Here is a 22,039-nt window from a genome sequence, read left to right on the forward strand (position 1 = left end):
CGCCGTGACAATCGATGGCGCCCGCGAGCGGGCGCCGGGACGATCCTAGTCCTGCCGGATCAGTCCCTATACCGGATCAATCCTTGTAGTAACCGGCCTGACGCATGGTGCGGTCGGCGCTGCGCTGGGCGTTGCTCAGCGCCTGGTCGACCGTCTGCTGCCCGGCCAGGGCGGCGGCGATCATCTGGCCGACCTGGGTGCCGATGGCCTGGAACTCGGGGATATCGGCGTACTGCACCCCGGTGTAGGGCACCGGCTTGGCGCTCGGGTCGGTGGGATCGGCGGTCTCGATCGCCTTGAGCACGAAATCGGCGAAGGGTGCAGCCTGCTGGTACTTGGGATTGTCATAGGTCGACTTGCGCGTGCCCGGCGGTACGCTGGTCCAGCCCTTCTTCTCGCCGACCAGGTCGACGTAGCCCTTGGAGGTCGCCCAGGTGATGAAGGTCTTGGCGGCGTCCTTGGACTGCGACGATTCAGGAATCGCCAGGGCCCAGGACCACAGCCAGTGCGAGCCCTTGGGGGTCTTGGCGATCGGCGCCGGGGCGAAGCCGAGTTCGTCGGCGACCTTGGATTCGCTGGGGTCGAAGATGCGCCCCGCCGCCGAGGTGGCGTCGACCCAGATGCCGCACTTGCCGCTGGAGAACAGCGCCTGGTTCTCGTTGAAGCCGTTGGAGGTGGCGCCCGGGGGGCCATCGTGCTTCATCATGTCGACATAGAACGAGACCGCTTCCTTCCATGCCGGCGAGTCGATCTCCGGGTGCCACTTCTCATCGAACCAGCGCCCGCCGTAGGTGTTCACCAGCGTGGAGAGGAACGCCATGTTCTCGCCCCAGCCCGGCTTGCCGCGCAGACAGATGCCATAGACGCCGTTGTCCGGATCGTTGAGCTTGTCGGCCCAACCGCGCACCTCCTTCCAGGTCGGCTGCTCGGTCACCTGGATACCGGCCTTCTCGAACAGATCCTTGCGGTAGTACATCATCGAACTTTCGCCGTAGAACGGCAGCGCATAGAGCTTGCCCTTCTGGCTCAGGCCGTCGCGGATCGGCTTGAGCAGATCGTTCTCGTCGTAGTCCTTGGGCAGATCGTCGAGCGCGGTCAGCCAGCCCTGACGAGCCCAGATCGGCACTTCATAGGTGCCGATGGTCATGACGTCGAACTGGCCACCGTTGGTGGCGATGTCGGTGGTCAAGCGCTGACGCAGCACGTTCTCTTCCAGCACCACCCAGTCGAGCTTGATGTCGGGGTGGGCCTTTTCGAACTCGTCGGTCAGCCCCTGCATGATGATCATGTCATTGTTGTTGACCGTCGCCACCGTAATGGTCTCGGCGTGGGCGGCCAGCGAGGTCAGTAGCGCGACACCGGCAGCGGGTATCAGGGAGATCGGGCGCATGGAGGGCTCCTTCAGCGAGGGCGGGCGTTGTTTTGATCAATCTACTCACAGCGTAGTCAAATGATCATTTCGCCTGCCGCGAAAAGCAAACCTCTGGCCCTTAGACTTTGGGCAAAGATCTCATGGCGAATTCGCAGACCATTGATTTAATTGAAACTAGATCGAACATGCGCGCAGAATCAGGGCTATCGACCATGGTCTATAGCCTCGTCAATCACGCCTGGAGGTAACGCTAGCGGCCAGTGGCGGTACTTAGATCCAGTACTTATATCCCGCACTTGGAGGCAGCGCTTTGGGGCGGTACTTAGCGCTCATCTCCCAGCCGCCGATGATGGGCGCCGGGGGTAGGGCAAAGCGAGGGTCCTTTGCCAGGGATGGCAAAGGTAGCGCCCAGGGAGGGGTTTACAGCGCCCTCGCGACGCCCTTCCGCCGGATAAGCCCGCTTCGTCCACCGCGTTGTTAGAGCCAGGCGTTGGAGACAGTACTGGGAGACAGTACTGGGAGACAGTACTGGGAGACAGTACTGGGAGACAGTACTGGGAGACAGTACTGGGAGACAGACCTCGGCGTCAGGCCTCGAGCAGATAGCGCGCCGCCGCCTCATCGGTCACCAGCCCCTTGAGCCAGCCGCCACGCAGCGCGCTCAGGATCGCCGGCCCCTTGTCACGTCCCCCGGCCAGTCCGATCAACGGCTGCGCGCCGAGCTCGGCCAACGGCAGGCTGGTGATGCGCCGGGTCAGCGGGCAGTCGATCAGCTCGCCGGCCAGGTTCATCGGCCAGCCCAGCAGCTCGCCCACGGCCCCCGCCTCGAGCAGCTCGTCGAGTTCTCCGCGGCTGATGAAGTGGTCCTGGAACAGGGTCGCCTGCGGGTCGACACGGCCGATTCCGATCACCCCGGCCTGTGCCTGGCGCGCCACTGCGAACACCGCCTGCACCAGCGGCTGCGCCAGCAGTACCGACTTCTCCTCGACCGAGGCGGCGACCACCGGGGCCGGCAGCAGAAAGCGGCTGGCACCGACCTTGTCGGCCAGCATCATCACCCCGTCGTAGCGGTTGGCGGAACCGTCGCGGGCGACGTTGCCCACCAGCGAGACGATCCGGTGCTGCGGCCGCGCCATCACCCCCAGCGCCTCCACCGCGGCACGCACCGAACGCCCGGTACCGAGGCACAGCGTCAGCGGCGCCTGGCTTTCGAGCAGCCCGGCCAGGCGCTCGGCCCCGGAGGGCGCGAGGAAGGCGGCGTTGCCGCCGATCGCATCGGGGCCACTGGGCACCACGTCGCAGAAGGCCAGATCGAAGCGCGCGCGAATGGCATCGCCCATCGCCATGCAGCCAGCAATCGGATGGTCGATACGGATCTTGACCAACCCCTCGTCCCGCGCCAGCGCCAGCAGGCGCTGGACGCCCGGGCGCGAGACCCCCAACTGGGCGGCGATCTCGTCCTGGGTGCGCCCGCCGACGTAGGAGAGCCACGCCGCACGGGCCGCCTGTTCACGCTTGAGTTCGTGTTTGTCCATTGCCTGTCTTACCTGTGCCCGAGCCGGGTGCGTCGCTGGGAATCATCTCAACCCCGTCTCATCGGTGGCAAATGCAATGCCCTCAGAGGGTGTTCAACCGGACTTCTCCAGCTGCGCCGAGACCGGCGATGCCGGCAGCCAGACATCCGCGGCGAGCCCGCCCAGAGAGGCGCGGTCCAGGGTCAGCTCACCGCCGTAGAGCGCCATCAGATCCTCGACGATCGCCAGCCCCAGGCCCGAGCCGGCCGCGCTGGTGTCGAGCCGCACACCGCGCGCCAGCGCCGATTCGCTCTGCGCCCGGGTCATCCCGGGGCCGTCGTCCTCGACCCGCAGGCGCACGCCGTGCTCGGCCCGGCGCACCACGAAGATCACCCGCGTTTCGGCCCAGCGCAGCGCGTTCTCGAGCAGGTTACCGACCAGCTCCTGCAGGTCCTGCGGGTCGATGCGCGCCGTCGCGGTAGGGTCGATCTGGGCCTCGAAGCTGACCCCGCGGCGCTCGGCGAGACGCGACAGGCCCTGGACCACCGGCGCGATCGCCTCGGCGATGGTGACCCGCCCGGCGAAGGCCAACCCGCCGGCGGCGGAGGCGCGCGCCAGATGGTGGCGCACGGCGTCGTCGATCCGCGCGAGCTCGGTGTTGATCGGCTGGCGCTGCTCGGGGGGGAAGCGCTCGGCCAGGGTCTTGAGCACGCTCACCGGGGTCTTCAGCGCATGCGCCAGATTGCCCGCGGCGGCTCGCCCGCGCTCGATCAGGCGGCGGTCGCGCTCGAGCACGCTGTTCATCGCCAGCGCCAGCTCCTCGAGCTCGGCTGGCAGTTGGGTATCCAACCGCTCGGCTTCACCCTCCTCCACCGCGCGCAGGTTGGCCGACATGCGCCGCAGCGGCGCCAGCCCCCAGCGCATCTGCAGCGCCAGCCCGGCCAGCAGCAGCACCGCAAAGGTGGCCAGCGAGATGATCAGCAAACGCTCGAAGCGCCCCACTTCGCGGTCGAGTTCAAGGGTGGACCCGGCCAGGGCGACACGAATCACCTCGGGGTGGCCGGGCACGCGGATATCGCGCTCGATCATGCGCAGGGGCTCGTCGCGGGGGCCGGTGATGGCGAATACGCTGACCCCGTTCTGCGGTGCCGGCGTGGGCAGGCGCTGGTCCCACAGCGAGCGCGAGGTCAGGGTCAGATCGCCCTCGTCGGTCACCTGCCAGTACCAGCCGGAGTAGACCCGCTCGAAGCGCGCATCCCCCAGCGACCGGTTGAGCCGCAGGTGCTGGCCCATGCCATCGATCTGAATGCCCGCCAGCAGCGCATTGAGCTGGGACTCCAGGCGGCTGTCGAAGGAAGCCGTGGCCGACTCGCGGAAGTTGTAGGTGAGGCCAAAGCCGGCCAGCGGCAGCAGCACCACCACCAGCACCAGCGATGCCAGCAGCAGTCGAGTACCTAGGGGCGCACAGCGCAGCCGGTGTCTTACCCGAGTCAGACGCGAGAATCGACTGGCGCTCAAGCCTCGGCCTCGAGGTCGATCAGCCGGTAGCCCTGGCCGCGCAGCGTCTCGATCCGCGCGCGGCCGAACTTGCGCCGCAGGCGGCTGATCTGCACGTCGATGACGTTGGAGTCGGGCTCGTGGTCACGGTTGTAGACGTGTTCGGAGAGCTCGGCGCGGCTGACGATACGCGGCGAAGCGTGCATCAGATAGGAGAGCAGGCGCGACTCCTGGGCGGTCAGGGTGATCGGCCGCCCGGCCAGGGTGACGCTGCCGGTATGGGTGTCCAGGGTCAGCTCGCCGACCCGCAGCACCGGGTGCGAGTGGCCGTGGCTGCGGCGCACCAGGGCGCGCAGGCGGAACAGGATCTCTGCAGTCTCGAACGGCTTGACCACGTAGTCGTCGGCGCCGGCGGAAAAGCCCGCCGCCTTGTCCGACCAGCGCTCGCGCGCGGTCAGCACCAGCACCGGCAGATCGATCTCGTCCTCGCGCCACTGCGACAGCCAGCGAGTGCCATCACCGTCCGGCAGGCCGAGATCGAGAATCAGCGCATCGTAGCGCTCGGTGCGCACCAGATAGTCGGCTTCGCTGCCGGTGGTGGTCGACTCCATCAGCAGGCCGGCCTCCTCCAGCGCCGCCACCAGCGCGTCGGCGAGCGCCGCGTCGTCCTCGACCAACAGTACTTTCATACCTCGACTCCCATCCCTCGACTAGGCACTGTCTGAAAAGTACTGTGCTCGCCCATGCGGCGTTAAAAATCGGCTCAAAATGCTCATTTACAACACGTAAACTCCGCGTTTTCGCCGATTTTTGCCTTGCCTGGCCTTCGCTCGTCGACTTTTCAAACAGCACCTAAAGTCCATCGACGCTACCGTCTCGACCCAGCCGCCTCGATATTCGAGGTCGGGCCGGCTCAAGGCGTCTTCTTCTTCATGGCCTCGATATTAACGCCTTCGATGCTGAGTAGCTCGCCGGTCGTGGCATCGAACTCGAACTCCACCACCTGACCCTGGGGGCCGATCATCTCCACCTCGTACTCGATGCTGCCGTGGCCATGGTCCTGCTCCAGCTCGACCTCGAGGATCTGCCCTTCGAAACGCGCCTCGAGCCAATCCATGATCGCGGTCATCGGCACCAGATGGCCGGCCTTGACCTCCTGGTGGAGGTCGTGCCAGTCCTGGTTCGCCGAGTCGGCCTCGTCATCCGCCGCCGACACGGGCACCAGGGCACCGCTGGCCAGGCACGGCAGAGCGATCAGTAGAGCGATAACGTTGCGCATTTTCATGCGCTCAGTCTGACCCATCGGCGATGAACCGGGAATGAACGCCCACCGCGCTGGCGTGGGCCGGAGGCGATGAACCGCAGATGAACGGCACTGTCAGTCCCGGGCAAGGTCGGCCCGCGTATAACGAAGGAACAGGGCGTTCGCCACGCGGCGCCCGCTGCCGGATAGACAGGGAGAACTGCCATGAAATATCGTCTCTGGATGTTACCCGCTGTCGCCATGGGTTGCGGCCTGAGTACCGGCGCCATGGCCAACGATGGCACCCTTTCCTACGCTGAGCTCGATGGCCTGCTCGGCAAGGCCGAACAGTACGGCTTCAGCCGTTACGAAAAACTCGACGTCGACCGCGACGACAATGTGCTGGAAGTCGAGGGCTGGCGCAACGATGGCTGGGAGCTGGATGTCTCGATGCAGCTCGACGACGCCAGCCTGACCCGCGAGAGCCAGCGCCGCTCCAGCGTACCCGACTGGAGCCTCACCGGCGACCAGCTGCGTCAGGCGCTGAGTTTGGCCCAGGCACGCGGGATGCAACGCTTCGACGAACTCGAGGTCGATAGTAATGGGCACGTCGAGATCGAAGGCTACGATGCCAACCAGCGCGACCTCGATCTCGACCTGCGCCGCGACGCCCTCACCGCCACCGGAGAGACCCGATGACAGATCATCGCCAACAGCAGCAAAACGCCGCCTGGCGCGCCGCTCAGCAGTGGCGCGAGCGGGTCGACCGGACCCGTCCCAGCCAGGGTGCGAGCGGGCTGAGAATGCTCTTCACCTGGCTGATCTTCGGGATCGTGCTGTTCGTCGGCACCCTGCTGGGGCTTTTTTTCCTGCTCGTCGGCTGGGCCATGCTGCCCTTCCTGCGCCACCGCATGAAGAAACGCGCCGAGCAGGTACGCGCTTCCCGCGCCCAGTACGCCGGTGGCAGCGCCGACCATGCCGACCCCGGCGGCGAGCCCCGCAGCCAGCGCGTGCTGGAGGGCGAATACGAGGTGCGCTCCGAGCGCTGAGGCCGCCCTTCCGCCCCCTCTTCCCCTCAACGCGACCGCGCCAACGCCACCACAGTGACGTCGGCGCGGTCGTCTTGCTGCCATCGCTCCCACCCCAGTCTTGAAGCGAGACAGTCAGACGAACGACCCGCGTGCACGGCGTGCCGAGACGCGATAGAGTTTTCTTAGACCTTGGTCGCAGGCCGTACCCGGCGCACCGGTACCCACAACAATAACGCCCAGGCTACCCCATGACCGCTACCCGACGGCTGCTGCAGGCGGCCAGAACGCTCCAGCGCGAGCAGCTTGCGGCGCTCTCCGCAACCGTTGCCGTGGTGACCGACATCAGCCGCTGCGTGCACGCCCTGCAGCGCGAGCGCGGCAGCTCGATCATCTATCTCGGTTCCGGCGGCAGCCGCTTCGGCGCACAGCGCGATCAGCGTGTGGCCGACAGCGAACGTGCCCAGGCCACCCTGGAGCAGCGCCTGGCCCCCTGGACCGCACCGGACGCCGGCGGCGCTCTACCGCGCGGCCTGGCCAACGTACGCCTGCTGCTGAGCGTCGCCGCGGTCTGGCAGGACCTGGATGGACTACCCGATCTGCGCCATAGAATCGCCACCCAGCAGCTCAGCGCCGACGACACCCTGCGCGCCTTCAACCAACTGATCGGCCATCTGCTGCAGGTGATCTTCGAGGCCGCCGACACCGCCAGCGACCCCGACATCATGCGTCGGCTGGTGAGCCTGTTCCACTTCATCCAGGGCAAGGAGCTGGCCGGCCAGGAGCGGGCCTGCGGCGCCCTCGGCTTCACCCTGGCACACTTCGACGCGCCCCACCGCGACACTCTGGAAGCGCTGATCGGCAGCCAGCGACGCTGCTTCGATACCTTCGCCGAATTCACCAGCCCCGACAGCCTGACCCGCTGGCAGCAGCTCCAGTCCGGCCCGCTCAATGACACCCTCGAAGCCCTGCGCGAGCTCGCCTGCAGCGGCAAGCCGCTAGCCCGAACGCTCGAGAACCCCGGGGAGCAGTGGTACGCCATCGCGACCCAGCGCATCGACGCCATGCATGAGGAAGAGACGCGGCTACTCGACGCGCTGCGCGAGTGCTGTCGCCAGCGCCTGCAGCAGGCCGAGCGCCCCGATGCAGAGGAAGGCCCGGATGCCCTGCCCCAGGAGCTGCTCTGGGCCAGCCCGGTGGCGCTGTTCACCCAGCAGCAGACGCCCACCGGCGCGCTGAGTCTCGACACCATCGAGTCGCGCTTCAACCGTTCGCTGGTCGAGCTGGTACAGGCCCAGAACGCGCGCCTGCAGCGTATCGGCGACGAGCTCGAGAGCACCCGCCAGGCACTGCGCGAGCGGCGCGAGATCGAACGCGCCAAGGGCCTGCTGATGACCCATCAGCAGCTCACGGAGGCGCAGGCCTACCGATTGCTGCGCAAGACCGCCATGGACCAGAGCAAGCCTCTGATCGAGGTGGCACGCAGTGTCATTCAAGTGGTCGAGATGTTCGAGCCGGACGCGTGACCCGACGGCGGGCGGTCCCGCCCCCTGTCTTCCAGCAACTCACGCGCTGGTGCATGCCCGCCCATCGCTGCACCAACATCTGGCGGCACAGCCGCCACGCCCCCCAGGCAAATCCGAGCCGTCGGCGCCAGCCGATTGATTTTGCTCGACTACCGCCATGTTGGCACCCCGCCTGCTTCGGTTCTCGTGGCGGGCCAACGGCGGCTCGCGCTCAGGTATCCCCTGGCACACCGGCCACGCAAGGGCCGGTAACAGATCGGGCAACGGCGCCCATCGTCGGTTCATGCACGGCATGAATCGACGATGGGCGCCGTTTTGCGTTCTCCCCCGCGACATTCGCGCGACGACTGCGGAGCACCTCACCCCAATGGACATTCGACACAAAGCCAATCGGATTCGACTCTTCAGCTTCTCGACCCCACCCATGCGAGCCTTCCATCTCTCCTGGTTCGCCTTTCACGTCTGCTTCTTCGGCTGGTTCGGCATCGCCCCGCTGATGGCAGTAGTGCGTGACGACCTGGGGCTGACCAAGACCCAGATCGGCAACACCATCATCGCCTCGGTGGCGATCACCGTGATCGTGCGGCTCGCCATCGGTCTGCTGTGCGACCGTATCGGACCACGCAAGGCTTACACCTGGCTGCTCTGCCTGGGCTCGCTGCCGGTGATGTCGATCGGCCTGGCCGACAGCTTCGAGAGTTTCCTGCTCGCGCGCCTGGCGATCGGCGCGATCGGCGCCTCGTTCGTCATCACCCAGTACCACACCAGCGTGATGTTCGCGCCCAACGTGGTCGGCACCGCCAACGCCACCACCGCCGGCTGGGGCAATCTCGGCGGCGGCACCACCCAGATCCTGATGCCGCTGGTGTTCTCCGGGCTTCTGATGCTGGGGGTCAGCGAAACGCTCGGCTGGCGCCTGGCCATGGTGGTGCCGGGTATCGTGATGCTGCTGACCGGCCTGGCCTACTACCGCTTCACCCAGGACGCCCCCGACGGCAACTTCAGCGAGCTGCGCGCGCGCGGCGAGCTGCCTGCCGCGGATCGGGCCCACGGCGCCCGTCAGAGCTTCATGGCAGCGATCAAGGATGTGCGCGTCTGGGCGCTGTTCGTGGTCTATGCGGCCTGCTTCGGGGTGGAGCTGACGATCAACAACATCGCCGCCATCTACTTCTTCGATCAGTTCGACCTCGATCTCGCCACCGCCGGGCTGATCGCCGGGCTGTTCGGACTGATGAACCTGTTCGCGCGCACGCTGGGCGGCGTGTTCTCGGATCTGTTCGCCCGCGGCAGCGGCCTCAAGGGGCGGGTACGCTGGCTGTTCGTCGCCATGCTGTGCGAGGGTATCGCGCTGATGGGCTTCGCCCAGATGGAGACGCTCGCCGTGGCCATCGCCATCATGCTGGTCTTCAGCCTGTTCGTGCAGATGGCCGAGGGCGCCACCTTCGGCGTGGTGCCCTTCGTCAACCCGCGCGCCCTGGGCGCGGTGGCCGGCATCGTCGGGGCCGGCGGCAACGCCGGCGCGGTGGCCGCGGGCTTCCTGTTCCGCAGCGAGGCGCTCACCTATCAGCAGGGGCTTTTCTATCTGGGTGTCACGGTGAGCCTGGTGTCACTGGCGACCTGGGCGATCCGTTTCAGCCCCGCGGCGGAAGACGAAGCGCGCGAGGCCTACCACGAGGCCGACAGCCGTCGCGGCCATACACCCAACGACACACCGAACACCCTGGCCACCCACTGAGCGCCTGCGCCAGACCGAACACCACGGGTCCGCTCGGCCCGTGGTGTTGATCCTGCCGCCAGCGCGCTCAGCGCGCTCCCTCCTCGACCAGCCCTTCGCTCTGGACAGCCGCCATGGGCTTCATCAGCAGCTTGCTGGCCGCATAGTAGACGATGGCGCCCAGCGCCGATCCGGTGAACCAGCCGTAATCGTAGAACCAGGTCCAGCCCCCCGCGACCAACGAGAACACGGTCAGCGCCACCGGCACCAGAAAGGCGATGAATCCGGCCGGATTGTAGGCCGGGTACGCGCCGCCGTCCTGGTAGAGGCTGGCGACGTCGAGCCACTGACGCTTGATCAGGAAATAGTCCACCGCCATGATCCCGGCGATCGGCCCCAGCAGGCTCGAATAGCCCAGCAGCCAGTTGGAGTAGAGACTTTCCAGGGTCACGCCGGCATCGATCAGCCCGGCCTTCTGCAGCAGGTCATAGCCCATCAGCAGCACGCCGACCAGGCCGGTCAACAAGGTGCCGCGGGTCTGATCGATCAGCTTGGGGGCGATGTTCTGGAAGTCGTTGGTCGGCGAGACGATGTTCGCCGCGGTATTGGTCGACAGCGTGGCGACGATGATCAGCACCATGGCGATGACCACCCACACGGGGCTGTCGATGTGGCCGATCAGACTGACCGGATCGGAGACCGTCTCGCCGACCAGCGAGGCCGAGGCCGCGGTCATCACCACCCCCAGGGCGGCGAAGAAGAACATGGTCAGCGGCAGGCCGATGATCTGGCCCACGATCTGGTCCTTCTGGCTCTTGGCGAAGCGGCTGAAGTCGGGAATGTTGAGCGACAGCGTGGCCCAGAAGCCGACCATCGCGGTCAGCCCGGCGAAGAAGTAGCCGAACACCGACGCGCCCTCCGGGCGTGACGGCGGCTGGCTCATCAGCTCGTCGATCGAGACGTGGGGCATCGCCCACACCATCAGCCCGATGCCCACCGCCAGCAGCAAGGGCGCGGCCAGCGTCTCCAGCCACTTGATCGACTCCGCGCCGCGAATCACCACGTAGAGGTTCATCGCCCCGAACAGGAAGAAGCCGATCACCTCGCCGACGCCATCCAGCGCCCGCCAGGGCGGAAAGATCGCCGACAGCAGCAGATGGATGGCCAGACCGCCGAACATGGTCTGGATGCCGAACCAGCCACAGCCCACCAGGGCCCGGATCAGACACGGCACGTTGGAGCCGCGAATGCCGAACGACGATCGCAGCACCACCGGGAACGGAATCCCGAACTTGGTCCCCGGAAAGGCGTTGAGGGTCAGCGGCACCAGCACCACGATGTTGGCCAGCAGGATGGTGAGCAGCGCCTCGCCGACACTGAGGCCGAAATAGGCAGTGAGCACGCCGCCCAGAGTGTAGGTGGGCACACAGATCGCCATGCCGACCCACAGCGCGGCGATATTCCAGCGTGACCAGGTTCGCGCCTCGAGGCGGGTCGGTGCGATGTCCTCGTTGAAGCGCGAACTCCCTCGGACGTCTTCGCCGACCTCGAGTTCGACGAGTGCGCCGCGCCGAACGGCACGTGATGTCGATTCGGTCATTGTTGTTGTCTCCTCGTATGGCTATCCGGTCTCCCCGACGGGGCCAGCACTCGACTCGCAAGAAACGTGCCCGAACGCGGCGCCATATCGCTGAGCAACATCGCCTCTTGACCACCGACGCGCCCAACGCGACCCAACTCATTGTTTTTCGAGACACTAAAAAATTGACTACTGGGTCAGTTTTTAATGCAAGCATCCATCTGAGCCAGGCAGATAGAAAACACGCAGGAACGGGGACAGAAAGGCACGCCAAAACTTGCCAAATCAGTGCATTCACATAGCCAACAAACGCCTGAAAAATCCTCCAAACAAACCACTAACTCTTTTATTTTCAATGCAATAAAACAACCCACCAGAATGGTGCATGATGTCGCCATCTTGGTGAAAAACCGCCTGAAAATCGCTAATTTATTGTTTTAAAAGCCTTTTGAAACCCATCCAAAAAACACTTGCCACATCCTGACAAGCGGGTCTAGCTTCGACATTATCCTGTCTCCATAGTCAGGTTATTGAAGTCCTAACAACAAGACACTCAAGCGAGGCACCGTGCATGGAAAAGGTAAAGATCGGCCTGATCCAGATGGCCCTGAAGACCACGACTGACCTGGCGCCGGAAGCCATCCGTGACGCCATGAACGAGGCGCACCTGCCCTATATCGAGAAGGCCGCCGCCGCCGGCGTTCAGATACTCTGTTTCCAGGAGGTGTTCAACCAGCCCTACTTCTGCCCCAGCCAGGACAAGAAATGGTATGCCGCCGCCGAAAAGGTGCCCGACGGCCCGACCTGCCGCATGATGCAGGAGCTCGCGGCCAAGCACCGCATGGTGATCGTGGTGCCGATCTACGAAGAAGCAGCGACCGGGATCTACTACAACACCGCCGCGGTCTTCGATGCCGACGGCAGCTATCTCGGCAAGTACCACAAGACGCACATCCCCCAGGTCGCCGGCTTCTGGGAGAAATATTTCTTCAAGCCCGGCAAGTCCGACTGGCCGGTATTCGATACCGCCTACGGCAAGATCGGCGTCTACATCTGCTACGACCGCCACTTCCCCGAAGGCTGGCGCGCGCTGGCACTCAACGGCGCCGAGATCGTCTTCAACCCCTCGGCCACGGTGGCCGGTCTCTCGCAATATCTGTGGGAACTCGAACAGCCCGCCTCGGCGGCGGCCAACGGCTACTTCGTCGCCGCCATCAACCGGGTCGGCAACGAGGCCCCCTGGGACATCGGCGAGTTCTACGGCAGTTCCTACATCGCCAATCCGCGCGGCCAGATCGAGGCCAAGGCCAGTGACACCCAGGACGAGCTGCTGATCCACGAGGTGGATCTGGCGATGGTGCGCGAGGTGCGCAATACCTGGCAGTTCTTCCGCGACCGCCGGCCGGAGACCTACGCGCGCCTCACCGACGGCGAATGACGAGGCCCGCCGGAAACGGGCAGAGCTCACCCCCTTTCCGGCGCCGCCTCGCTCACACTCGGGCCGGGGATATCTCGGCAGCGTGCCGACTCGACAACAATTCCAAGAGGTTACATCGTATGGCGACCCTTCTGATCCGTGGCGGCACCGTCGTCACCCACGACGCCACCTACCGCGCCGACGTACTCTGCGTCGACGGCAAGATCGCCGCCGTCGGCCCCGACCTGGAAGCCCCGGGCGATGCCGAGGTAATCGACGCCGGCGGCCAGTACGTGATGCCCGGCGGCATCGACCCGCACACCCACATGCAGCTGCCGTTCATGGGCACGGTGGCCAGCGAGGACTTCTACACCGGCACCGCCGCGGGGCTGGCCGGTGGCACCACCTCGATCATCGACTTCGTGATTCCCAACCCCGGCCAGCCGCTGCTGGAGGCCTTCCAGAGCTGGCGCGGCTGGGCCGAAAAGGCGGCCAGCGACTACGCCTTCCATGTCGCCATCACCTGGTGGGACGACAGCGTCCACGCGGACATGGGCACTCTGGTGCGCGAGCACGGCGTCAACAGTTTCAAGCACTTCATGGCCTACAAGAATGCCATCATGGCCACCGACGACATCCTGGTGGCCAGCTTCACCCGCTGCCTGGAACTCGGCGCCGTGCCCACGGTACACGCCGAGAACGGCGAGCTGGTCCATCACATGCAGCAGAAGCTGCTCGCCCAGGGGCTAACCGGCCCCGAGGCCCACCCACTGTCGCGCCCGCCGCAGGTCGAGGGCGAGGCCGCCAGCCGCGCGATCCGCATCGCCGGCACTCTAGGCGCGCCGATCTACGTGGTGCACGTCTCTTGCAAGGATGCCCTCGACGAGATCACCTACGCGCGCCGCCAGGGCCAGCCGGTCTACGGCGAGGCGCTCGCCGGGCACCTGCTGATCGACGACAGCGTCTATCGCAGCAAGGACTGGCTGCAATCCGCCGGCCACGTGATGAGCCCGCCCTTCCGCAGCCCCGAGCACCAGGCGGCACTCTGGACCGGACTGCAGTCCGGCAACCTGCAGACCACCGCCACCGACCACTGCTGCTTCTGCGCCGATCAGAAGATGATGGGCAAGGACGACTTCACCAAGATCCCCAACGGCACCGCCGGCATCGAGGATCGCATGGCGGTGCTCTGGGACGCCGGCGTGGGCGGCGGGCGCATCTCGATGCAGGAGTTCGTCGCCGTCACCTCCACCAACACCGCCAAGATCTTCAACCTCTACCCGCGCAAGGGGGCGATCCAGGCAGGCTCCGACGCCGACCTGGTGGTCTGGGACCCCAACGGCACTCGCACCATCTCGGCCAAGACCCACCACCAGAACGTCGACTTCAACATCTTCGAAGGCAGGACGGTCACCGGCATCCCCCGCCATACCGTCAGCCAGGGCAAGTGGGTGTGGCGCGACGGCGACCTGCGCGCCGAGCGCGGCGCCGGCCGTTACCTCGAGCGCCCGGCCTATCCGGGTGTCTTCGACGTGCTCAAGCGGCGCGCCGAGCGCAACGCGCCCACGGCCGTGGAACGCTGAGTCGCCCGCTACGCCCCTTACGACCCATCACGAAAATGACAACAACCGGCCCGCCGCATCGCCCAGAGCGAACGGCGGCGCCGAAGGAGACCGACCGTGACCGATTCCCTCGATCACCTGCCCCGAGCCGGCGACGGCGGCCGTGACGCTGCGGCGCTGGAAGCCAACTTCCGCGACCTGCACCCGCCGCTGACCCAGCGCCAGGCGATCATCGAGAGCCAGCGCTGCCTCTACTGCTATGACGCGCCCTGCATCGAAGCCTGCCCCTCGAACATCGACATCCCGCGCTTCATCCGTGAGATCAGCGAGGACAACATCAACGGCGCGGCCCAGACCATCCTCGAGGAGAACATCCTAGGCGGCAGTTGCGCCCGGGTCTGCCCCACCGAGATCCTCTGCGAGCAGAGCTGCGTGCGCAACCACGACGCCGAGTGCCAGCCGGTGCTGATCGGCCTGCTGCAGCGTCACGCCATCGACCACATGCACTTCACCGAACACCCCTTCCCGCGCGCCGCCGACACCGGGCGTCACATCGCCGTGGTCGGCGCCGGCCCGGCGGGGCTTGCCTGCGCCCACCGCCTGGCGACCCACGGCCATCGGGTGACGATCTTCGAAGCCGATCCCAAGCCCGGCGGGCTCAACGAATACGGCATCGCCCGCTACAAGCTGGTCGACGACTACGCGCAAAAGGAGATCGACTTCCTGCTCGCAGTCGGCGGCATCGAGATCCGCCATGGCCAGCGGCTCGGTGACAACCTCGATCTCGCCACCCTCAAGCGCGATCACGACGCCGTCTTCCTCGGCCTGGGGCTGGGCGCCAGCCGCCGCCTGGGGCTGACCGGCGAAGACGCGCCGGGCGTCGCCACGCCGGGTTTGATGCCGGCCACCGACTACATCCGGACACTGCGCGAGACCGACGACCTGAGCACGCTGCCGCTGGCGCGACGCTGCGTGGTGATCGGCGCCGGCAACACCGCCATCGACATGGCGGTGCAGATGGCACGTCTCGGCGCCGACGAGGTCACTCTGGTCTACCGGCGCGGCATCGACGCCATGCCCGCCACCGGCCACGAACAGGAGATCGCCCGCGCCAACGGCGTCAAGATCGTCACCTGGGCGCGGCCCGAAGAGATCCTGCTCGATGCCGAAGGCCGCGTGGCCGGCATGCGCTTCGCGCGCACCGAATCCCGCGACGGCACCCTCGTGGATACCGGCGAGACACTGGAGATCGCCGCCGACGGCGTCTTCACGGCGATCGGCCAGACCCTCGACGAGGCCCATCTGGCGGCTATCCCGGGGCTGGAACGCGAAGGCGGCAAGGTCCACGTCGACGGCCACTTCCGCACCGACCTGCCCGGCGTCTACGCCGGCGGCGACTGTATCGCCCTGGGGCAGGATCTCACCGTCCAGGCCGTGCAGCACGGCAAGTTGGCCGCCCAGGCCATTCATCAGGATCTCATGGCTCAGCAGGAGGTGGCGTAATGAAAGCGATCGCCAAACGACCCGACGTCGACCTGAGTATCGAGTTCGCCGGCATCAAGTCCCCCAACCCGTTCTGGCTGGCCTCGGCGCCGCCCACCGACAAGGCCTACAACGTCGAGCGCGCCTTCAAAGCGGGCTGGGGCGGCGTGGTGTGGAAGACCCTCGGCGAGGACCCGGCGCCGGTCAACGTGTCGTCGCGCTACTCGGCGCATTTCGGCAAGAACCGCGAGGTGCTGGGCTTCAACAATATCGAGCTGATCACCGACCGCAGCCTGGAGACCAACCTGCGCGAGATCACCGAGGTCAAGCAGCGCTGGCCCGATCGCGCGCTGATCGTGTCGATCATGGTGCCCTGCGTCGAGGAGAGCTGGAAGGCGATCCTGCCCCGGGTCGAGGCCACCGGCGCCGACGGCATCGAGCTCAACCTGGGCTGCCCCCACGGCATGCCGGAGCGCGGCATGGGCGCTGCGGTGGGCCAAAACCCCGACCTGATCGAGCAGGTCACACGCTGGTGCAAGACCTACTCGCGGCTGCCAGTGATCGTCAAGCTGACCCCCAACATCACCGACATCCGCGCGCCGGCCCGCGCCGCATTGCGCGGTGGCGCCGACGCCGTGTCGCTGATCAACACCATCAACTCGATCACCTCGATCGACCTCGACCACATGGTCGCCCGTCCCACCGTGGGCCACCAGAGCACCCACGGCGGTTACTGCGGCGCGGCGGTCAAGCCGATCGCCATGAACATGGTCGCCGAGATCGCCCGCGACCCGGCCACCCAAGGCTTGCCGATCTGCGGCATCGGTGGGATTTCCAACTGGCACGACGCCGCCGAGTTCGTCGCTCTCGGCGCCGGCGCGGTGCAGGTCTGCACCGCCGCCATGCTTCACGGCTTCCGCATCGTCGAAGAGATGCAGGATGGCCTGGCACGCTGGATGGCCGAAAAGGGCTATCGACGCCTGAGCGACTTCTCCGGCAAGGCGGTGCCGCATACCACCGACTGGAAGTATCTCGACATGAACTTCCAGACCATCGCCCACATCGACCAGGACCAGTGCATCCAGTGCGGACGCTGCTACATCGCCTGCGAGGACACCTCGCACCAGTCGATCGCCAAGCTCGTCGACGAGGCCGGTGCGCGACGCTACGAAGTGATCGAGGAAGAGTGCGTGGGCTGCAACCTGTGCCAGATCACCTGCCCGGTGGAAGGCTGCATCACCATGGTTCCACAGGAGAGCGGCAAGCCCTACCTGAGCTGGAACGAGGACCCACGCAACCCCTTCCGCGAATCGGCGTGATACCCGCCTCGAGATAGATACGACGCCCCGGCCATGAGCCGGGGTTCTTCTTTACGACGAACAGGAGGCGCACTCAGGGCGACAACCCGATCCCCCGCAGCAGGGTGCTGGTCACGGTCTGTACCGCACGCTCGAACTGCCTATCGTCGAGCGGGGCATCGTCGTTGAGCAGGTAGATCTGGTGGTCGAAATCGGCGTAGTGCTGGGTCGAGGCCCAGATCATGTACAGCAGATAGGAGGGTTCTACGGGCAGGATGCGTTCGGCCTCGATCCACTCGCGGATCTTGGCCTCCTTGAGCTTGGCCCACTCGTAGAGGTTGTCGCGCAAACAGTCGCCGAGCACCGGGGCGCCCTGCATCACCTCCGCCGCCCAGACCTTGGAGCCGGCGGCGCGATTGCGCGAATGCAGCATCTTGGCGCGGATATAGGTCGACAGTACGATGCGCGGGTCGTCGTAGAGCTCGAAGCACAGCGCATCCTGCTTCCAGACCTCGAGCAGGCCCAGCAATACCTCGCGGTACAGCTCCCCCTTGGTCGAGAAGTAGTAGTGCACGTTGGATTTGGGGATCTCGGCCAGCTGGGCGATCTCGCCCATCGAGGCGCCAGCATACCCCTTTTCGGCGAACACCCGTTCCGCCGCCAGCAGAATGTTCTCGACATTGCGCTGGCGAATTTCTCCCTTCTGCTTGGCCATGCCACCTCTCTGACCCCGTCGATTCTCCGCTGCGCGACCAGTCTATCATCGCGTCTGCGGTGAGACGTCAGCCGGTGTTCGTCCTCGCCCCCGAGGCAGACACCAAAAGCGGCCCATGGCGAGTCTCGGGCAACACGCGCCTCAATCAGCGTGGGCTGTAGCGACCGCGGGCGTCGGCGCGGCGGGCGAGGTGTGCGTCATTGCCACCACGCTACCCACCACGATCAGACAGGGCGACGGCAGCGGCGACTCGGCCAGCCGTGCGGGCATGTCCGCCAAGGTGCCCACCAGCGCCTGCTGCTCGGGCAGCGAGGCGTGGCTGATCAGCATCATCGGCCAGTCATCGGGCAGGCCGGCAGCGCGCAGACCGTGGCAGATCGCCGCCACCTTGGACAATCCCATGTAGAACACCAGCGTCTCGTCGCGCCGCGCCAGCGCGGCCCAGTCCGGCGTGCCCTGCTCCCGGCAGAGCTGGGCGGTGACGAAGCGCAGCTGCTGGGCGTGGGCGCGGTCGGTCAGCGGGATACCCATGGCCGCCACGGCCGCCGAGGCGGCGGTGAGCCCGGGGACGATCTCGACCTCGGCTCGGGTCGTGGCGAGTGCCGCCAGCTCCTCGCCCATGCGCCCGAAGACCCCCGGGTCGCCGCCCTTCAAACGCACCACCCGCTTGCCCGCAGCGGCCAGTCTCGCCAGCAGCGCGCCGATCTCCGCCTGGGGCACGCTGTGGTGGCCACGCGCCTTGCCCACGTAGTAGCGCTCGCAGCCCGCCGGCAACAGTGCCAGCACGTCGTCGCCGACCAGGCGGTCGTAGACCACCGCCTCGGCCTCGGCGATCCGCCGGGCGGCGCGCAGGATTAACAGGTCCGCAGCACCCGGGCCGGCACCGACCAGGCTGACACGCCCGTGGGGGCAGGCGGCAGAGGTGCCGATACCACCGATACCGGCAAGGTCGACGCCGCGCGCGGTCTCCGGCATCAGCCACTGGCGGCCGCGCTGCCACAGCCGCGCCCAGCGGGCGCCGAAACGGGAATCGTGGATACTGAGTTCAGGCATCGACATGGGCGCTCTCCTCTTCGATCAGCGCTTTCAATTCGGGTTGGCAGGAGCCGCACTGGGTGCCGCAGGCGAGCCGCGCTCCCAATGCCTCCACGCTGGTATCGCCGGCACGGATCGCGGCGACGATGCGCCGCTGGCCGACCTGATGGCAGCTACAGACGATGGCGCCGTCATCCTCGGCGCCACTGTCGCAGCCGGCCAGGACACGTCGCCGGTCATCGCCCTCGAGCCCGCGGGCGAAGCGCTGCTCGAGCCAGTGCAGCGCGGGCAGCGACGCCGGCGGCCCGACCAGCAGCCACCAGCGCAGCCGGCCGGCCTCGATACCGCTGGCGCGCAGCCGCCCCTGGGCGGCGTCACAGCTCCACTGGGAGACCGCTACCGGCAGCTCGGCCGCCAGCCACGCCAGCCAGTCGCGCCCGGCGCTCTCCGGGGCACCGCCGAGCTGCCAGCGCAGCGCGTTGGCGAGCGGAATGCGCGCCCAGTAGTCACAGCCGGGGCGCGGATCGATGCTCATCGCCAGATCGTCGGCGACGAGCAGCGTCGCCTCCCAGGCCAGCGGCAGCGCCCGCAGCGCCACCGCGCCGTGCTTCGATTCGGGCTGCCCGGAGAGCGGATCGACGTGGGCCTGGATCAGCGCATTGACCTTGGCACGACCGCTGAAGGCCGCGTTCCAGTGCATTGGTGCGAACAGCTCACCGCGGCGCTGCGCCTTGGCCAGGCGCGCACGGGCCCGATAGCACCCACCGGGTGCCGCCAGCTCGACCAGCTGCTGATCCTGGATGCCGGCGTCGGCGGCATCCCGCGGGTGGATCTCGACGAACGGCTCGGCGCGATGGTTCATCAAGCGTGGCGCGCGGGCCGTACGCGTCATGGTGTGCCACTGATCGCGGATGCGCCCGGTATTGAGACGCAAGGGATAGCGCGCCGCGAGCGCCTGTGCGGGGGCACGGGGGCGCACCGGCAGTAGCCGCGCGCGACCGTCGGGCGTGGCGAAACGGCCATCCACGAACAGCCGCGGCGTGCCCGCCGGGGCACTTGCGTTGACCGGCCACTGGATCGGCGCCAGGGCGTCGTAGCCTTCACGGTCGAGATCGGCCAGGCCCGAGATATCGAAGACCCGCCAGGGGCTATCGGCCTCTTCCGCGCCGGCGGGGCTATCACCGTTCTCGAACCCCGAGAGCCGGGCATGCTCGGCGAAGATCTGCGCCGGATGGCGGTAGGCGAACGCGTCGGCGTAACCCAGACGGGCGGCGACCTGGCTCAGCGCCCACCAGTCGTGGCGTGCCTCCCCCGGTGGCGGCAGCAGCCCGCGCTGGCGCGAGATACAGCGCTCCGAGTTGGTCACGGTGCCATCCTTCTCCGACCAGCCGGTGGCCGGCAGCACGATATCCGCCACCTCCAGGATCTCGGCGTTGGCCAGGCAGTCGGAGACGATCACCAGCGGGCAGGCGGCCAGAACGCGCTTGATGTGGTCGGCTCGCGGCAGGCTGACCACCGGGTTGGTGGCCATGATCCACAGCGCCTGGATCTCGCCGCGCTCGATCGCCTCGAACAGCGCCACCGCCTTCAACCCCGGACCCTCGGGCAGGCGCGGCGTCAGCTCCGGCGTGCGCCAGAAGCGCGTCACCCGCTCGATCGCCCCCGGCGAGTCGTAATCCATGTGTGCTGCCAGCTGGTTGGCCAGACCGCCGACCTCGCGCCCACCCATGGCATTGGGCTGGCCGGTGATCGAGAAGGGCCCGGCGCCGGGCAGGCCCAGTTTGCCGCCGGCCAGATGGCAGTTGATGATCGCCTGGCACTTGTCGCTGCCGCTGCTCGACTGGTTGATGCCCTGGGAGTAGAGCGTGACCACGTGCAGCTGGCTGGCGAACCAGTAGTAGAAGGTCTCCAGACGCTCCGGGTCGATATCGCAGTCGGCGGCGATGGCCGCGAGCGAGACATCGTCTTCCCGCGCCGCGGACAGGGTCTGTTCGAACCCCTGGGTGTGGCGCTCGAGATAGGGGCGGTCGAGCCGCCCGCTGGCCGCCATCCACGCCAGCAGGCCAGTGAACAGACGCGCATCGCTGCCGGGGGCGATCCCCAGATAGAGATCGGCAATCTCGCAGCTGTCGGTGACCCGCGGGTCGATCACCACCACCCGCAGCAGCGGATTGCGCTGCTTGGCCGCCTTCAGCCGCTGGTAGAGCACCGGATGATTCCAGGCCGGGTTGGCGCCCACCAGTACCACCAGCTCGGCACACTCCAGATCGGCGTAGCAGCAGGGCACGGCGTCGGCCCCGAAAGCACGTTTGTAGGCACTCACCGCCGAGGCCATGCACAGCCGCGAATTGGTATCCACGTGGGGGGTGCCCAAAAAGCCCTTGAACAGCTTGTTGGCGACGTAGTAATCCTCGGTCAACAGCTGGCCGGAGAGATAGGCAGCGACCGACTGCCGGCCATGCTCGCGCTGGGTCGCCGCTAGCCGCTCGGCGAGGGTATCGAGCGCGCTGTCCCAGTCGACCCGCTGGCCATCCACCTGCGGATACAGCAGCCGCCCGTCATGGCCGAGCGTCTCGTGCAGCGCACTCCCCTTGACGCACAGCCGCCCGCCATTGGCCGGATGGCTGCGCGTCCCCGCCACCGCCGACGGCTTGCCGTCGCTGAAGGTGATATCGACACCACAGCCGACGCCGCAATAAGGGCAAGTTGTGGTGCCCTTGGAAGGCGGGCAGGTGGTGGTGCCCTGGGAAGGCGGGCAGGTGGTGGTGCCCTTGGAAGGCGGGCAGGTGTCGGTGCCATCACCGATCACGTCGCCGGCGCCAGCGGCTCGGGGCGTCGCTTGCGAGGTGGGTTGAGATGCAGTTCGAGATAGCGGCATGAACTCCTCCCTCGATGCGCCAACAGCAGTGGTCGGCGGCGCCTGACGCTGCTCGGGGCGTTCGCGTCAGGGCTGGTGGTCACAACATGGGGCACAAAAAAAGGCCCGACCCCAAGCCGTAGCCTGGTGTCGGGCCTCGTTGCCCGTACCGCGTGCCCTGCCTCGAGCCCACGGATACT

Annotated in this window: 17 protein-coding genes; 8 read left to right on the plus strand and 9 right to left on the minus strand. The window is 66.9% G+C overall.

What is annotated here, in order from left to right; translation table 11 throughout:
- Nucleotides 1–76 precede the first annotated feature (76 nt).
- The 5 genes from J0A90_RS05940 to J0A90_RS05960 all read right to left on the minus strand — a co-directional run bounded on the left by J0A90_RS05940 (nt 77) and on the right by J0A90_RS05960 (nt 5,668).
- Complete coding sequence (locus J0A90_RS05940; protein ID WP_207032282.1) at nt 77–1,390, minus strand: sugar ABC transporter substrate-binding protein; 1,314 nt, start codon at nt 1,388–1,390, stop codon at nt 77–79.
- 569 nt (nt 1,391–1,959) lie between these two features.
- A complete protein-coding gene (locus J0A90_RS05945) occupies nt 1,960–2,907 on the minus strand; it encodes a sugar-binding transcriptional regulator (RefSeq protein WP_207032285.1) in 948 nt (315 codons plus the stop codon).
- 93 nt (nt 2,908–3,000) lie between these two features.
- Nucleotides 3,001–4,404 carry an ATP-binding protein gene (locus tag J0A90_RS05950; protein WP_233076528.1) on the minus strand — a complete coding sequence of 468 codons (1,404 nt, stop codon included), beginning with the start codon at nt 4,402–4,404 and terminating at the stop codon, nt 3,001–3,003.
- Complete coding sequence (locus J0A90_RS05955; protein WP_106419650.1) at nt 4,401–5,072, minus strand: winged helix-turn-helix domain-containing protein; 672 nt, start codon at nt 5,070–5,072, stop codon at nt 4,401–4,403. Before J0A90_RS05955 ends, J0A90_RS05950 begins: the two co-directional genes overlap by 4 nt.
- Before the next feature lie 224 nt (nt 5,073–5,296).
- Nucleotides 5,297–5,668 (minus strand): PepSY domain-containing protein, encoded by a 372-nt coding sequence (locus J0A90_RS05960; RefSeq protein ID WP_207032296.1) that lies wholly within the window; start codon nt 5,666–5,668, stop codon nt 5,297–5,299.
- A 183-nt stretch (nt 5,669–5,851) separates the two neighbouring features.
- Here J0A90_RS05960 and J0A90_RS05965 point away from each other — a divergent pair, with 183 nt between their 5' ends.
- From J0A90_RS05965 to J0A90_RS05980, 4 genes are all read left to right on the plus strand, one after another.
- Entirely contained in the window at nt 5,852–6,325 is a 474-nt protein-coding gene (locus J0A90_RS05965; protein ID WP_106419648.1) for a hypothetical protein, read from the plus strand.
- Complete coding sequence (locus tag J0A90_RS05970) at nt 6,322–6,675, plus strand: hypothetical protein (RefSeq protein ID WP_207032298.1); 354 nt, start codon at nt 6,322–6,324, stop codon at nt 6,673–6,675. Before J0A90_RS05965 ends, J0A90_RS05970 begins: the two co-directional genes overlap by 4 nt.
- A gap of 230 nt (nt 6,676–6,905) precedes the next feature.
- Nucleotides 6,906–8,180 (plus strand): nitrate regulatory protein, encoded by a 1,275-nt coding sequence (locus J0A90_RS05975; RefSeq protein WP_207032309.1) that lies wholly within the window; start codon nt 6,906–6,908, stop codon nt 8,178–8,180.
- 367 nt (nt 8,181–8,547) lie between these two features.
- Nucleotides 8,548–9,915, plus strand: coding sequence for a NarK family nitrate/nitrite MFS transporter (locus J0A90_RS05980; protein ID WP_207032311.1), 1,368 nt, complete (start codon nt 8,548–8,550; stop codon nt 9,913–9,915).
- A 67-nt stretch (nt 9,916–9,982) separates the two neighbouring features.
- On the opposite strand, the gene J0A90_RS05985 is transcribed toward J0A90_RS05980, so the two are convergent.
- Nucleotides 9,983–11,494 (minus strand): NCS1 family nucleobase:cation symporter-1, encoded by a 1,512-nt coding sequence (locus J0A90_RS05985; protein ID WP_207032314.1) that lies wholly within the window; start codon nt 11,492–11,494, stop codon nt 9,983–9,985.
- A 550-nt stretch (nt 11,495–12,044) separates the two neighbouring features.
- On the opposite strand from J0A90_RS05985, the gene J0A90_RS05990 reads away from it, so the two are divergent.
- The 4 genes from J0A90_RS05990 (at nt 12,045) to preA (ending at nt 17,253) form a co-directional block, all read left to right on the plus strand.
- Complete coding sequence (locus J0A90_RS05990; protein ID WP_207032317.1) at nt 12,045–12,911, plus strand: nitrilase-related carbon-nitrogen hydrolase; 867 nt, start codon at nt 12,045–12,047, stop codon at nt 12,909–12,911.
- 119 nt (nt 12,912–13,030) lie between these two features.
- A complete protein-coding gene (gene hydA, locus J0A90_RS05995) occupies nt 13,031–14,473 on the plus strand; it encodes a dihydropyrimidinase (protein WP_207032319.1) in 1,443 nt (480 codons plus the stop codon).
- 96 nt (nt 14,474–14,569) lie between these two features.
- The gene (locus tag J0A90_RS06000; RefSeq protein WP_233076529.1) at nt 14,570–15,955 is read left to right on the plus strand and encodes an NAD(P)-dependent oxidoreductase; all 1,386 of its coding nucleotides are present in this window, start codon (nt 14,570–14,572) and stop codon (nt 15,953–15,955) included.
- On the plus strand, nt 15,955–17,253 hold the full coding sequence (gene preA / locus J0A90_RS06005; protein WP_207032323.1) for an NAD-dependent dihydropyrimidine dehydrogenase subunit PreA: 1,299 nt from the start codon (nt 15,955–15,957) through the stop codon (nt 17,251–17,253). The genes J0A90_RS06000 and preA overlap by 1 nt, the downstream gene beginning before the upstream one ends.
- 73 nt (nt 17,254–17,326) lie before the next feature.
- On the opposite strand, the gene J0A90_RS06010 is transcribed toward preA, so the two are convergent.
- The 3 genes from J0A90_RS06010 to J0A90_RS06020 form a co-directional block, all read right to left on the minus strand.
- Nucleotides 17,327–17,947 carry a TetR/AcrR family transcriptional regulator gene (locus J0A90_RS06010; RefSeq protein ID WP_207032332.1) on the minus strand — a complete coding sequence of 207 codons (621 nt, stop codon included), beginning with the start codon at nt 17,945–17,947 and terminating at the stop codon, nt 17,327–17,329.
- A gap of 141 nt (nt 17,948–18,088) precedes the next feature.
- Nucleotides 18,089–19,000 (minus strand): uroporphyrinogen-III C-methyltransferase, encoded by a 912-nt coding sequence (cobA, locus tag J0A90_RS06015; RefSeq protein WP_370635762.1) that lies wholly within the window; start codon nt 18,998–19,000, stop codon nt 18,089–18,091.
- Nucleotides 18,993–21,860 carry a nitrate reductase gene (locus J0A90_RS06020; protein WP_207032335.1) on the minus strand — a complete coding sequence of 956 codons (2,868 nt, stop codon included), beginning with the start codon at nt 21,858–21,860 and terminating at the stop codon, nt 18,993–18,995. The genes cobA and J0A90_RS06020 overlap by 8 nt, the downstream gene beginning before the upstream one ends.
- Between the last annotated feature and the right edge of the window lie 179 nt (nt 21,861–22,039).

Source organism: Salinicola sp. DM10 (assembly GCF_017306975.2).
Lineage (GTDB): Bacteria > Pseudomonadota > Gammaproteobacteria > Pseudomonadales > Halomonadaceae > Salinicola.